The following is a 12,057-nucleotide window of genomic DNA, read 5'->3' on the forward strand; positions in this document are numbered from 1 at the left end:
TGCCGACTTCACGGCATCGTCGCTGTTCTTACTTCGGGGAAAGCCTTTGAGCCAACCCTGCTACCCGTCTCTCTAAGGCCTGGCTAGGATATTGATCTAAGCTGGGTAGGCATGAAGAGTTCAGATCACTGCTCTTGATCGAAGTGGATGTGCAGCAATCAAATTGAATTGGCCTTGATTTCGGGCTTCCCCGGACCTCGGAGCAGAGGTTAAGACTCCTTTATCGAACACCTCACAAAATCGATGTTCTTCCAGAATCCGCGCGGAATGATGCCACTCAGCGTCGCACCTGCAAGGCACCTGGGTTGACGATGTTGGTGGGCGTACCTTTGATGAAGTTGACAACATTGTCAAAAGCCGCGCCGAAGTACAACTCGTAGCTGTCCTGCTCAACATAGCCTATATGCGGGGTACAAATGCAGTTTTCGAGACGAAGCAAGGCATGTCCTTGAAGGATGGGCTCGGACTCAAAAACATCGATTGCGGCCAGGCCGGGCCGGCCCCGATTAAGGGATGCAATCAGCGCCTCCGGCTCGATCAGTTCAGCCCTCGACGTGTTAACCAGCAGGGACGTGGTCTTCATGCGCGACAGGTCCTCCAGCGTGACGACACCCCGGGTCTCCCCATTGAGCCGCAGATGAAGACTTAGTACATCGCTTTGCTCAAAAAACTCGGCTTTGCTGGCTGCAATTTCAAAGCCATCTGCCTGGGCCCTCTCCAGTGAAGCGTCGCGCCCCCAGATGACGACACGCATCCCGAACGCTCTGCCGTAGCCGGCGACGATTTGCCCGATCTTTCCGTAGCTCCATATCCCCAGGGTTTTGCCTTTGAGAACTGACCCGATGCCAAAATTGGGCGGCATCGACGCTGATTTGAGGCCTGCTTGTTGCCAGGCACCGTGCTTCAGGTGGGCCACATAGTGCGGGATACGGCGCATCGCGGTCATTACCAACGCCCAGGTCAGCTCAGCTGGCGCTGTGGGAGACCCAATGCCCTCCGCAACTGCGATTCCCCGTTCGGTACAGGCTGCAACATCAACATGGCTTCCTACCCGGCCTGTTTGGGCTATCAGCTTGAGTTTGGGAAGTTTTTCGATGACCTGCCGGCTTAACTGGGTCCGCTCCCGAATCAGGACGATGACATCGGCATCTTTGAGGCGGACGGACAGCTGGCCTATGCCTTTGACGGTGTTGGTATAGACCTTGGCGGGGTAGGCTTCCAGTTTGGCGGCGCAGTTCAGTTTCCGCACGGCGTCCTGATAGTCGTCGAGGATCACAATATTCATGGCGATATTGTGCCTGCAAGATTTTTCATCCCTGCGGCACTGGCCACCCCAGCCCGTGCATTTTGTATCTCAAGGAAACGTAATGCGGGACACGGCAAAAACCTGTCCGTTCATGGCGACTTAGCCTTAAAGGCTTCCAGCCACCGTTACTGCTGCGCCGCTTCGCGCTGCGCCATGCGCTCAATCTCTGCGCAAACATCGGCCATGCGGCCGGATATGACCATGCGGCCCGCGCAGGTGGGGCTGACGTTTGAATCGAACTCGCGCACAACCTTAAGACGGCTGACATGGGATGTTTTCGGGAAGGGCCGTTCGGTTCTTGAGCTCCCCAAACGGTCGGTCGGCCGATGCGATGCGGTGGTATCACCCGAAACAAAGGGCAACGCGAATTGGTGGGGCGTGCACCGTGCGCCGATTGGCGCGGCCAGCGGCCTCGCCCCTGCTGTGCCATGTACCGGTACAAACAGGGCCACCAGTGCGTGCACGGGTGCAAGCAGGACTGACAACATTGGTGAATGCGAAAAACTGACGATTCCCATGAGAACTCCTGTATGAGAGAGGTTTACACAGGCAGGATTGCGCTGGCAGACGCCAGGGAGGCCACGGTACCAGGGTGTTGGCCTTGATGGCCAAACGCCCGCCACCTGGTGTGTGGCCAGATGAGTCTTACATCAACATCGTGTTGCGGATCAAGCCCACGGCCAGACCTTCAAGCTCGAACGGCTCACCGGGTTCGACCACGATGGTTTTGAAGTCCGGGTTTTCGGGCAGGAGTTCGATCAGGTGTTTGTTGCGGCGAAAGCGTTTGACCGTGACTTCATCACCCAGCCTGGCCACGACAATCTGGCCATTTTTGGCTTCTTTGGCTTGTTTCACGGCCAGCAAGTCGCCATCCATGATGCCGACGTCGCGCATGCTCATACCGCGAACCTTGAGCAGGTAATCGGGCTGCCGCTGAAACAGGCTGCTTTCAAAATAATAGGTTTGCTCGATATGTTCCTGCGCGAGAATCGGGCTGCCAGCAGCAACCCGCCCTACCAACGGTAGGGCGAGTTGGGCCAGGCTTTGCAACGGCAGGGAAAACTGTTTGGTTCTGGATTCGTTCAGGGTGCGAAGGGCATCGCTGCGCAGGCGTATACCGCGTGAGGTCCCGCTGACCAACTCGATGACGCCTTTACGCGCCAGTGCCTGCAAGTGTTCTTCCGCGGCATTTGCGGACCGGAAGCCAAGTTCGGTGGCGATTTCGGCGCGGGTAGGTGGTGCGCCGGTGCGCGCAATGGCGCTCTGGATCAGTTCCAGAATTTGTTGTTGGCGTGCGGTGAGCTTGGGGCCTTCAGAGGGAAAATGCGAAAAGTTATCGAGTGTGCTCATCACCGTTGCTCCTTGAATCACAACACCAGCCTTCGTGCGATATTGCCAAACGGCAGGGTACGCAGAGGCCTGGGGCTGTTTTAATATCCAGTAACTGTATTTTCATCCAGTTTTTAAAAGATTGCAAGTTCACTTTTTATGAGCCTTCAAAATATTGTCATTCTGGGTACCGGCGGCACGATCGCGGGTACGGCTGCGAGCACGTCGGACAACATCGGCTATACCGCTGCCCAGGTGGGCGTTGATCAACTGGTTGCGGCCATTCCCCCTTTCGCCAAGCTTGGCCCCTTTGTGACCGAACAGGTCGCCCAGATCGACAGCAAGGACATGAGCTTTGAGGTGTGGGCACGGCTTGCTGCGCGGGTCAACCACTTTTTGGCCCAGCCGGATGTGCAGGGCATTGTCATTACGCACGGAACAGACACGCTGGAGGAAACAGCCTATTTTCTTCATGCGGTATGCCGGCCTGCCAAACCGGTGGTGCTGGCCTGTGCCATGCGTCCGGCGACGGCACTGGCGCCTGACGGCCCCCAGAATCTTCTGGATGCCGTGGCGGTAGCGCGTCACTCGGGAGCGGCGGGTGTTGTCGCCGTGTGCGCAGGAACCATCCACAGTGCGCTGGATGTGCAGAAAGTGCATACCTACAAGGTGGACGCGTTCGACTCTGGCGATGCCGGACCGGTTGGTTATGTAGAGGAAGGTTCGCTGAGGTTAGTGCGAAATTGGCCTGTAGCCCATGCAGAATCGGCGCAAATTGCTATAAAAATGATAGCGACAGGAGTCATCCCAGCTCAATGGCCACGCGTTGAGATTGTCATGAACCATGCCGGTGCCAGTGGCGCCGTGGTGCAGGCCCTGCAGGCACAGGGTGTACGGGGCCTGGTGGTCGCAGCCACCGGCAATGGCACGCTGCACCGTGATCTGGAGGCGGCGCTGCTCCAGGCCCAGGCTGCGGGGGTGCGGGTCTTGCGGGCGACAAGATGCCTCAACGGGCGGGTGCTGCCCACACCGGGGGACGTGCTCCCTGATTCACGGGGGCTGAGTCCGGTGAAAGCGAGAATCGAACTGGTGCTTCAGTTGCTCGCCGGTAACTGAAGACCGGACTCCGTACAGGCAGGCCGTTGATGTTCACAGCAATCAAGACGCACGTCTGGGCTTTTCCGGCACTGGAAGTCGTGCACATCAGCGGCATTGCGCTGCTGCTTGGGAATCTTGTCCTGCTGGAACTTCGGGTGTTTGGACTGGGTTCAGGTTTGCCTGTGAAAGAGCTGGCGCGCCTGAGCCTCGGTGTTGCGGTGGTTGGTTTTACCCTGGCGGTTTTTTCCGGTTTGCTGATGTTTGCCTCGCAGCCCGCGGAATTGCTGAGCAATCGGGCCTTTACCCTGAAGATGCTGCTGTTATTCATTGCGGGATGTAATGCGGCATGGTTCCATGGGCGTGGGTCGCTGGACAAACTGGATGCTTGGGCTCGTGCACAAATGATTTTGTCGACCCTGATCTGGCTGGCTGTCGTGGCTTGCGGCCGCTGGATTGCCTACCTTTAATCCAAGCCTCCGAGGAGTGGACGATGAAACGACGTGAAGTGCTGGAAGTGTCGTTGTTCCTGGCCGCCAGCGGTGCAGCACCGCTGGTCAGCGCGCACCACGGCTGGAGCAGTTTTGACCAGGACAGGCCGATTTACCTGGAGGGCAGGGTGGCCAAGGTGTTGTGGCAGAACCCGCATGCAGAGCTTGAAATCGACCTCCCGGCAACGCTCAAATTACCCTCCGATCTGGCCCAGCGCGCCGTGCCGGCCCAGACCGCGCCGGTCGACGGCAAGGCCTTGCTGGCCAAGGCTGTCTTACCTAATAGAAAGGACAAACGCTGGGAGATCGAGTTGGCCCCGCTGACGCGCCTTCAGGCGTGGAACCTGGCTGAGATCAAACCGGGCGCCACGGTCTCCATCGTCGGGTTCACGTTCAACGGTGAAAAAGGCGACCCGATACTGCGCGCCGAATACCTGTTTATCGACGGTAAGTCGTATGGGTTTCGTTCCAGTCCCGCCTGAACCAGGACGTCGACTTCCCCATAAAAAAAGCCGTCACAGGACGGCTTTTTTGCAAGATGTGTTTGATGAAGCTCCAAAGGGGCTCAGCTCGACAGTGCCTTGAAGGCCCGGTCAGTGATTTCATCCACACCTCCCATACCGCTGATTGCGCGGTACTTGGGAGCGACGTCAGGCGCGGCTTTGGCCCAGCTTGAGTAGTACTCCACCAGAGGTCGGGTCTGGGCGCTGTAAACCTCCAGGCGCTTGCGCACGGTTTCTTCCTTGTCGTCTTCACGCTGGATCAACGTCTCGCCGGTCACGTCATCCTTGCCTTCGATTTTGGGTGGATTGAATTTGACGTGGTAGGTGCGGCCCGAGGCCGGGTGCGAGCGGCGTCCGCTCATGCGTTCAATAATCGCTTCAAAGGGCACGTCTATTTCAAGAACGTAGTCAAGTTTGACGCCAGCCGACTTCATGGCGTCGGCCTGGGGAATGGTGCGTGGAAAGCCGTCAAACAGGAAGCCCTTGGTGCAGTCGGGCTGGGCGATGCGCTCCTTCACTAGGTTGATGATCAGGTCGTCGCTGACCAGTCCGCCGGAGTCCATGACCTTTTTGGCTTCGATGCCCAGCGGTGTTCCAGCCTTGACGGCGGCCCGGAGCATGTCACCGGTGGAAATCTGGGGGATGCCGTATTTTTGGCAGATGAAGGTCGCTTGCGTCCCTTTGCCCGCGCCAGGCGCGCCCAACAAAATCAGTCTCATGGATGTCCTCGGATTTTATGAATTCTTGAAGTCAACCCCGGGCCGGCAAGCCAATGATCCGCGAGTGTTGCTTGGACAGGTGTTGAGGGCTGCCCGCACGCCACGCAGGCCTCACACTTGTGTTTCTCCCAAGGATAGCATGCACGCCCCTGACAGCAACTTACAGGTGACCCTGCCAGTGAGGGGCTTCTTCTCGATCAGGAAAACAGCTTACGGGCGCGGTCCAGGTCTTCAGGCGTGTCAACACCGGGGCCCGGTGCATCGTCGGTGATGTGAACGGCGATGCGGTGGCCGTGCCATAGGGCCCGGAGTTGCTCCAGGCATTCCAGCTGCTCCAGCGGTGCTTGCGAAAGGCGGGGAAACTCACGCAGGAAACCGACCCGGTAGCCATAGATCCCGACATGCCGCAGCGGCCTGGGCAGTCTGCTGCCGGCTTCCCACCAGGCTTGGCCAGTGAAGTCGCGCGCAGCGGGAATGGGGGCGCGGCTGAAATAAAGCGCCGTCTGGCGTGCGTCCAGCACCACTTTGACCACATTCGGGTTAAGCAGGTCGGCCAACTGGTGAATGGAATGTGCCGCCGTGCTCATGGCACAGTCGGCCCGCTCATTGAGCAGGCCCGCAACCGCGTCGATCAAGGCAGGGTCGATCAATGGCTCGTCGCCCTGCACATTCACCACAATGTCGTCATCTGCCAGTCCCAACACGCTGCAGGCTTCAGCGAGACGGTCGCTGCCGCTGGGATGGTCTTCGCGGGTCAAAACGGCTGTGATGCCGAAAGACGCGCATTTCTCGACAATCTCAAGGCTGTCGGTCGCAACAACCGTGCGCAGGGCGGTGCTTTGCATGGCGCGCTGTGCGACTCGCACAACCATGGGGGCACCGCCGATGTCGGCGAGCGGCTTGTTGGGCAGGCGGGTGGAGGCAAGCCGGGCTGGAATCAGGACAGTGAAGTTCACAGGCCGAGCTCTTCGTCCGTCAAGGTGCGCGCCTCGCTTTCCAGCAGCACGGGCAGCCCGTCACGTACGGGATAGGCCAGACGAGCGCTGCGGGAAACAAGTTCCTGTTTTTCCCGGTCGTAGTCGAGCGGCCCTTTGGTCACGGGGCAGACCAGCAGTTCAAGCAGTTTGGTGTCCATGCTTCGATGGTAATGGAGAAAGCAGTGGCGCCAGCAGCGCATCAAAGGCGATAAAGAAAGCCGGCTCAGGGGAAAATACCAGCGGCACGGCCAGCAGGTCCAACCCGGCCGCTGCCGGCAAGGCAAAAAGCTTGACAGCATCCTTTTCAGTACACAGCACGGTCTTGCCTTGCAGCCCGGTGAGGTCGATCTCGCTGAAAGTGTGGTGATCCGGCAGGACGATGGTAGCTTCCAGCATCAGGCCCCGATCCTTCAACATTGCGAAAAAGGCCTGTGGGTTGGCGATACCCGCCAGCGCCGTCAGCGGCCGCGCCCGCAAATCAGCCAGCGGGACCAAATTGCCGGTGGGTGACCTTGCGTCATCGGCCAGTTTCCGGCTGGAAGTGAAGCCTTCGAAGGCGGGCTTCTGGCCGGTGTGCAGCACCAGGTCCAGACCGCTTTGCCGGCGCCCGGGCCACGGCTCGCGCAATGGGCCTGCCGGCAGCATCCAGCCGTTTCCCGTGCCGCGATCGTCGAATGCGGCGATTTCGATGTCGCGCTGCAAGGCGTAGTGCTGCAGGCCGTCATCGCACACGACCACTGCGGTAGAGGGATGCGCGGCCAGCAAGGCCCGCAGCGCTTCGCCGCGGCGGCTGGCGACAAAGACCGGCACACCCGTCGTACGCTGGATCAGGGCCGGCTCATCGCCTGTTTGCGCAGGCGGCGCTGCGGATGTGACTTCGATGCACTCTGTGCTGGTCCGTCCATATCCACGCGACACCACTCCCACTGCGATACGCTGCGCCTGCAAATGCTGGACGAGGGCGATCACCAGCGGGGTTTTGCCTGCACCGCCGGCGACCACATTGCCGACGACCACGACGGGAACGGGAAAACGCGCGGAATGGAGAAGCCTGCGGCGGTACAAAGCCCTGCGCAGGTGCACGACCAGGCCGTAGAGCTGCGACAGCGGCCAGAGCAGGCATGCCAGCACTCCACGTGTCAGCCAGGCTTCTTGCAACAGGTGTTTCATGCGCTTGCGGCCGTGTCGCGAAAGGCGGGAACGAGCTGCTGCGGGCGCCAGACAAGTCCTGGCTTATTTCGCCAGCGCAGCGCTCTGTGTGGCAAATGTAATTTGCGTCAGTCCCTGGCGGCGTGCGGCCTCCATGACGGTGATAACAGCCTGGTGCGTGGCACTGGCATCGGCGCTAATGATGATCACGCTGTCTTTGCCGGCCTTGGCCGCGTCGCCCAACGCGTTGCCAAGCGCTTCGATCCCGCGGCCTTCCACCAGAGTCTTGTTGACCATGTAGCGGCCGTCGCTGCTCACGGCAACGATGACTTCTTTGGGGTAGTCCCGCTGTTGCTCGGCATTGGCAATTGGTAATTTGATCTGGAGTTCAGTGAACTTGCTGTAGGTTGTCGACAGCATCAGAAAGATCAAAACTACAAGTAACACGTCGATGAAGGGGATCAGGTTGATCTCCGGCTCGTCATGCGGATGAGGGCGGAAGTTCATTTACGCAAGGTATTGAGGTGGCGCACAAAACGTTCGGCTGCCAGTTCCATCGTCAGCAGGTAGCCGTCCACACGGGCCCGGAAATAGCGCCAGAAAATCAAGGCGGGGATGGCAACCATCAGGCCGAAAGCCGTGTTGTAGAGTGCAATGGAGATGCCTTGCGCCAGCTGTGCGGGGTTGCCGCCGGCCGCATTGCTGACGCCGCCACCGCCTGCTTGCGAGCCGAAAATCTCGATCATGCCGATGACAGTGCCCAACAGGCCGAGTAGCGGCGCGGCAGAGGCGATGGTCGCCAATGCGGCCAGGTATCGCTCCAGCTTATGCGCGGCCTTGCGCCCGGCGCCTTCCAGCGTGGAGCGCAGATCGTCTTCACTGATTCGCGGGTTGGTGTTCAGTGCACGAAAACCACTGGCGAGCACTTCACCAAGCAGCGAGTTCTGTTCAAGTTGCGCCACAACGTCGGGCGAAGGAACCGCGGCGCGAGAGACCGTAATGGCTTCATCAAGCAACTTTGGAGGGGCGACTTTTCGGGTTTTAAGGCTGGTAAAACGTTCGATTACCAGCGCAAGAGCCAAGACAGAGCAGGCAACCAGGGGCCAAATTGGCCAGCCCGCGGCTTGTATGATCGAAAACAATGCACATCTCCAGGCAAATAATTTGTGGTGGATTATGGCTTACGGAAACCGCCGTTTTCGACGCGATGGCATATCGCCTGCGAATGTTTGCAGCAACGTCGTTTGTCAGACATAGCCCACAGATGCTGTGGATAACTTTGTTAGCAAGTGGTAGCCGAGAGGTCTGCAAGCCGCACCAAACCGCGCATGTGACAGAACGATGAAATTTTGAGCAGAATTAAGTTATTCAAAATCAATGAGTTACACGAATTCATCTCGATATCCGCGTGGAATCAGTGGTTTGTGCCATGAGGGACGCTGCTCTGTGGAGTATTACACCCGTGAAATCAAGGGGTTTAGGCGTGTTTGACGCATCGCCGATGCCTGAAAGGCCGCCCCAGGCTTTACGGGAACCGGGGATTCGGGTATGGCCTGTAGGCTCCTTGCTGAGAGCCATTTCAGACAGTCTGGAAGCCCGGTTCAACCCCGTGGCTGTGCAGGGGGAGCTCAGTGGGTTTTCACGTGCAGCCAGCGGACATTGTTATTTTTCCCTCAAGGATGAACAGGGTCAGGTTCGTTGTGCCATGTTCCGGCGCGCTGCCGCGATGCTGGATTTTTCCCCGCGCGACGGGCAACTGGTAGAGCTTCGGGGACGGCTCGGGGTTTACGACCCGCGTGGTGAACTGCAGTTGGTGGTGGAATCCATGCGGCAGGCGGGGCAAGGCAATCTTTTTGAGCAATTCCTGCTGCTCAAGACCAGACTGGAGGCTGAAGGCCTTTTCGATTCAGTTCGCAAAAAGCCTCTGCCTTTGTTACCTCGCGCCATTGGTGTGGTGACGTCTTTGGGCGCTGCCGCCTTGCATGACGTCGTGAGCGCGCTGCAGCGCCGTGTTCCGCACATTCCTGTCGTCATTTATCCTGCCAGCGTGCAAGGTGGCCAGGCCGCCGGCGAATTGCGAGCCGCTTTGCTAAAGGCCTATCAACGGCGCGACAAGGACTTTGTTGACGTCCTGCTCCTGGTGCGTGGTGGTGGCGCCATGGAGGACTTATGGGCCTTCAATGACGAACAACTCGCCCGGACTATCGTGGAGTCCCCCATGCCGGTGATCAGCGGTGTGGGCCATGAAACCGACTTCACCATCGCAGATTTTTGCGCTGATGTCCGCGCCCCGACGCCCACGGCTGCGGCAGAGCTGTGTGCGCAGCCGCAAGGTGTCTGGCTTCGCGCACTTGAAATGGCCATGACGCGTTTGCAAAACGGCGTTGACCGGCAGATGCAGTCCCATAACCAGCGGCTGGACTGGGCAGCGTCCCGGGTCAGCCGCCCCTCCCATCTCATCACGCGGCAGCATGCCCGGTTGACCGGCTTTGAGCAAAATTTGAACCATGCGATGCGCTCGATCTTGCAACACCATCGGAGTAGGCTGCAGTCTCTGGAGACAGACCTGCCGCGGACGGCGGAAGCGAACCTGCAGCGCGGCCGACAGCGTGTTGAGCGCGCGCAGCTAAGACTGGAGTTGCTGGATCCCAAACTGGTCTTGAAACGGGGCTATGCCTGGCTGGCTGACCTCCAGGGCCACCCCATTACCAGTCAGGACAAGACCCATATCGGCCAACCTGTGCGCGCTACCCTTGCCGACGGCGAGGTCGATTTGACGGTTTCAGCGCGCAGGCTGATTTAGTTTTTACAATGGCAGAGTTCAAGCAGTTCATTCGCAGTCCATTCAGAAGTTCATTTATCACCACGAGGAAAAATTATGGAACACAAGCTCCCCCCGCTCCCTTATCCGATTGATGCCCTGGCCCCACATTACAGCCAGGAGGCCTTTGAATATCACCATGGAAAACATCACAACGCTTATGTGGTGAACCTCAACAACCTGCAAAAAGGTACCGAATTTGAAGCCATGACGCTCGAAGAGATCGTCAAAAAATCCAGCGGCGGCGTGTACAACAATGCCGCCCAGATCTGGAACCACACATTCTTCTGGAGCTGCATGAAGCCGGCCGGCGGCGGTGAGCCCGGCGGCGCCCTTGCAGCGGCCATCAACGCCAAGTTTGGCTCTTACGCTGCGTTCAAGGAGGCTTTCGTCAAGTCCGCTGTCGGCAATTTCGGCTCCGGCTGGACATGGCTTGTAAAAAAAGCCGACGGTACGGTCGACATCGTCAACACCGGTCCTGCGGGCACCCCGCTGACGACTGCCGACAAGGCTCTGCTGACCGTGGATGTCTGGGAACACGCGTACTACATTGATTACCGCAACCTGCGCCCGAAATTTGTGGAGACCTTTCTCTCCAACCTGGTGAACTGGAGTTTTGCCGAAGCCAACTTCGCCTGATTCGCACCTTTTGGGATCACAAAAAAGCCGACTTCAAGTCGGCTTTTTTCTTTCGGGCTGACAAACGTCAGCGTTTCGCGTTAAAGATCGGGCCGCCCAGCTTGCTGCCGGCCTTGATGCCTTTTTTGGCGAACCAGCCCTTGTTCATTTCCAGCACATAACGCACAGGCTGGGTCGAGCAATGCGGATCCGTGGTTTGCGGCTTCATATCGGCCAGGTTCACGATCGTGCCGTCATCGGCGACAAATGCTGCGGTCAGTGGCAGCAAGGTGTTCTTCATCCAGAAGCACTGCTGGGCTGGCTGCTCGAAGACGAAGATCATGCCTTCCTGTTGTGGCATCTCTTTGCGGAACATCAGGCCGATTTGCCGCTGCTCGGGCGTGAGAGCCACCTGAGCATCAATCAGGTGCATGCCCGCCGACAGCTTGACGCGCTGCAGGTTCATTTGCGGAGCATCCTGGGCCGAAGCGAACTGCGGCGAGATCAGGGCCGCCAGGGCAAAGGTGCTTAATGCCTTGCTGAATGACACGGTGCCAGATTTTGAAAACATAAAGTCACCACGCATGAAGTTGATGGGGCAGCATAAACGACGCGCATAAAAAATGCCCGCACGCGGCGGGCATTCTGACCGAAGTCACCAGGAATTACTTCTTGGCTTCGGCTTTCTTGGCGGTTGCAGCTTCTGCTTTTGCCTTTTTGGCAGCAGCGGCTTCAGCTTTTTTTGCGGCTTTGGCTTCAGCTTTTGCTTTCTTTTCAGCAGCGGCTTTTTCTTTCTTGGCGGCGGCAGCGGCAGCTTTTTCTTCTTTGGTCATTTTGGCTGGCTTGGCTTCAGCTTTAGCTTCTGCTTTGGCAGCAGGAGCGGCTGGCGTTGCAGCAACAGCTGGAGTTGCTGGCTTGGCTGGGGTAGCGGCAGGAGCGGAAGCTTGTGCAAAAGCGCCGGCAGCGAAGAGGCCTGCGATCAAAGCAGCGAGGATTTTGTTCATTTGGAATTTCCTTGATAACGTTATTGGAAAAAAATACCCCGAACT

At 58.4% G+C, this 12,057-nt stretch carries 15 protein-coding genes; 5 read left to right on the forward strand and 10 right to left on the reverse strand.

Annotated elements, in window-relative coordinates:
- Nucleotides 1-277 precede the first annotated feature (277 nt).
- Both ACQ4MS_RS19125 and lexA read right to left on the reverse strand, forming a co-directional pair.
- On the reverse strand, nt 278-1,285 hold the full coding sequence (locus ACQ4MS_RS19125; protein ID WP_431096235.1) for a D-2-hydroxyacid dehydrogenase family protein: 1,008 nt from the start codon (nt 1,283-1,285) through the stop codon (nt 278-280).
- A 666-nt stretch (nt 1,286-1,951) separates the two neighbouring features.
- Nucleotides 1,952-2,656, reverse strand: coding sequence for a transcriptional repressor LexA (gene lexA, locus ACQ4MS_RS19130; protein ID WP_431096236.1), 705 nt, complete (start codon nt 2,654-2,656; stop codon nt 1,952-1,954).
- 138 nt (nt 2,657-2,794) lie between these two features.
- Here lexA and ACQ4MS_RS19135 point away from each other — a divergent pair, with 138 nt between their 5' ends.
- From ACQ4MS_RS19135 to ACQ4MS_RS19145, 3 genes are read left to right on the forward strand one after another with little or no spacing between them, the layout of a single operon-like run.
- Entirely contained in the window at nt 2,795-3,751 is a 957-nt protein-coding gene (locus ACQ4MS_RS19135) for an asparaginase (RefSeq protein ID WP_431096237.1), read from the forward strand.
- A gap of 29 nt (nt 3,752-3,780) precedes the next feature.
- Complete coding sequence (locus ACQ4MS_RS19140) at nt 3,781-4,200, forward strand: hypothetical protein (protein ID WP_431096238.1); 420 nt, start codon at nt 3,781-3,783, stop codon at nt 4,198-4,200.
- 23 nt (nt 4,201-4,223) lie between these two features.
- A complete protein-coding gene (locus ACQ4MS_RS19145; protein WP_431096239.1) occupies nt 4,224-4,703 on the forward strand; it encodes a DUF6152 family protein in 480 nt (159 codons plus the stop codon).
- Nucleotides 4,704-4,786: 83 nt separating this feature from the next.
- Here the strand turns inward: ACQ4MS_RS19145 and adk are convergent, their stop codons facing one another.
- From adk to ACQ4MS_RS19175, 6 genes are all read right to left on the reverse strand, one after another.
- Nucleotides 4,787-5,443: an adenylate kinase gene (adk, locus tag ACQ4MS_RS19150; RefSeq protein ID WP_431096240.1), complete on the reverse strand. Its 657-nt coding sequence runs from the start codon at nt 5,441-5,443 to the stop codon at nt 4,787-4,789.
- Nucleotides 5,444-5,640: 197 nt separating this feature from the next.
- Entirely contained in the window at nt 5,641-6,399 is a 759-nt protein-coding gene (gene kdsB, locus ACQ4MS_RS19155; protein WP_431096241.1) for a 3-deoxy-manno-octulosonate cytidylyltransferase, read from the reverse strand.
- Entirely contained in the window at nt 6,396-6,578 is a 183-nt protein-coding gene (locus ACQ4MS_RS19160) for a Trm112 family protein (RefSeq protein ID WP_122956562.1), read from the reverse strand. The genes kdsB and ACQ4MS_RS19160 overlap by 4 nt, the downstream gene beginning before the upstream one ends.
- Nucleotides 6,559-7,590 (reverse strand): tetraacyldisaccharide 4'-kinase, encoded by a 1,032-nt coding sequence (gene lpxK, locus ACQ4MS_RS19165; RefSeq protein ID WP_431096243.1) that lies wholly within the window; start codon nt 7,588-7,590, stop codon nt 6,559-6,561. The genes ACQ4MS_RS19160 and lpxK overlap by 20 nt, the downstream gene beginning before the upstream one ends.
- A gap of 63 nt (nt 7,591-7,653) precedes the next feature.
- Nucleotides 7,654-8,076: an ExbD/TolR family protein gene (locus ACQ4MS_RS19170; protein WP_431096244.1), complete on the reverse strand. Its 423-nt coding sequence runs from the start codon at nt 8,074-8,076 to the stop codon at nt 7,654-7,656.
- Nucleotides 8,073-8,711, reverse strand: a complete 639-nt coding sequence (locus tag ACQ4MS_RS19175; RefSeq protein WP_431096245.1) for a MotA/TolQ/ExbB proton channel family protein — start codon at nt 8,709-8,711, stop codon at nt 8,073-8,075. Before ACQ4MS_RS19175 ends, ACQ4MS_RS19170 begins: the two co-directional genes overlap by 4 nt.
- A 359-nt stretch (nt 8,712-9,070) precedes the next feature.
- On the opposite strand from ACQ4MS_RS19175, the gene xseA reads away from it, so the two are divergent.
- The gene (xseA, locus tag ACQ4MS_RS19180) at nt 9,071-10,372 is read left to right on the forward strand and encodes an exodeoxyribonuclease VII large subunit (protein ID WP_431099628.1); all 1,302 of its coding nucleotides are present in this window, start codon (nt 9,071-9,073) and stop codon (nt 10,370-10,372) included.
- Nucleotides 10,373-10,447: 75 nt separating this feature from the next.
- The gene (locus tag ACQ4MS_RS19185; protein WP_431096247.1) at nt 10,448-11,029 is read left to right on the forward strand and encodes a Fe-Mn family superoxide dismutase; all 582 of its coding nucleotides are present in this window, start codon (nt 10,448-10,450) and stop codon (nt 11,027-11,029) included.
- Nucleotides 11,030-11,096: 67 nt separating this feature from the next.
- Here ACQ4MS_RS19185 and ACQ4MS_RS19190 read toward each other — a convergent pair whose 3' ends face one another.
- The gene (locus ACQ4MS_RS19190; protein WP_431096248.1) at nt 11,097-11,579 is read right to left on the reverse strand and encodes a DUF192 domain-containing protein; all 483 of its coding nucleotides are present in this window, start codon (nt 11,577-11,579) and stop codon (nt 11,097-11,099) included.
- A gap of 94 nt (nt 11,580-11,673) precedes the next feature.
- A complete protein-coding gene (locus ACQ4MS_RS19195) occupies nt 11,674-12,012 on the reverse strand; it encodes a hypothetical protein (RefSeq protein WP_431096250.1) in 339 nt (112 codons plus the stop codon).
- Nucleotides 12,013-12,057 lie beyond the last annotated feature (45 nt).

The sequence above is a fragment of the Polaromonas aquatica genome (assembly GCF_050626995.1).
GTDB lineage: Bacteria > Pseudomonadota > Gammaproteobacteria > Burkholderiales > Burkholderiaceae_C > Polaromonas > Polaromonas aquatica_A.

Coding starts and splice junctions, on each gene's coding strand:
- ACQ4MS_RS19185 (WP_431096247.1), top strand. CDS start 10,448: ATGGAACACAAGCTCCCCCCGCTCCCTTATCCGATTGATGCCCTGGCC.
- lpxK (WP_431096243.1), bottom strand. CDS start 7,590: ATGAAACACCTGTTGCAAGAAGCCTGGCTGACACGTGGAGTGCTGGCA.
- ACQ4MS_RS19145 (WP_431096239.1), top strand. CDS start 4,224: ATGAAACGACGTGAAGTGCTGGAAGTGTCGTTGTTCCTGGCCGCCAGC.
- ACQ4MS_RS19135 (WP_431096237.1), top strand. CDS start 2,795: ATGAGCCTTCAAAATATTGTCATTCTGGGTACCGGCGGCACGATCGCG.
- ACQ4MS_RS19195 (WP_431096250.1), bottom strand. CDS start 12,012: ATGAACAAAATCCTCGCTGCTTTGATCGCAGGCCTCTTCGCTGCCGGC.
- adk (WP_431096240.1), bottom strand. CDS start 5,443: ATGAGACTGATTTTGTTGGGCGCGCCTGGCGCGGGCAAAGGGACGCAA.
- lexA (WP_431096236.1), bottom strand. CDS start 2,656: ATGAGCACACTCGATAACTTTTCGCATTTTCCCTCTGAAGGCCCCAAG.
- ACQ4MS_RS19140 (WP_431096238.1), top strand. CDS start 3,781: ATGTTCACAGCAATCAAGACGCACGTCTGGGCTTTTCCGGCACTGGAA.
- ACQ4MS_RS19170 (WP_431096244.1), bottom strand. CDS start 8,076: ATGAACTTCCGCCCTCATCCGCATGACGAGCCGGAGATCAACCTGATC.
- ACQ4MS_RS19160 (WP_122956562.1), bottom strand. CDS start 6,578: ATGGACACCAAACTGCTTGAACTGCTGGTCTGCCCCGTGACCAAAGGG.
- ACQ4MS_RS19125 (WP_431096235.1), bottom strand. CDS start 1,285: ATGAATATTGTGATCCTCGACGACTATCAGGACGCCGTGCGGAAACTG.
- ACQ4MS_RS19190 (WP_431096248.1), bottom strand. CDS start 11,579: ATGTTTTCAAAATCTGGCACCGTGTCATTCAGCAAGGCATTAAGCACC.
- xseA (WP_431099628.1), top strand. CDS start 9,071: ATGCCTGAAAGGCCGCCCCAGGCTTTACGGGAACCGGGGATTCGGGTA.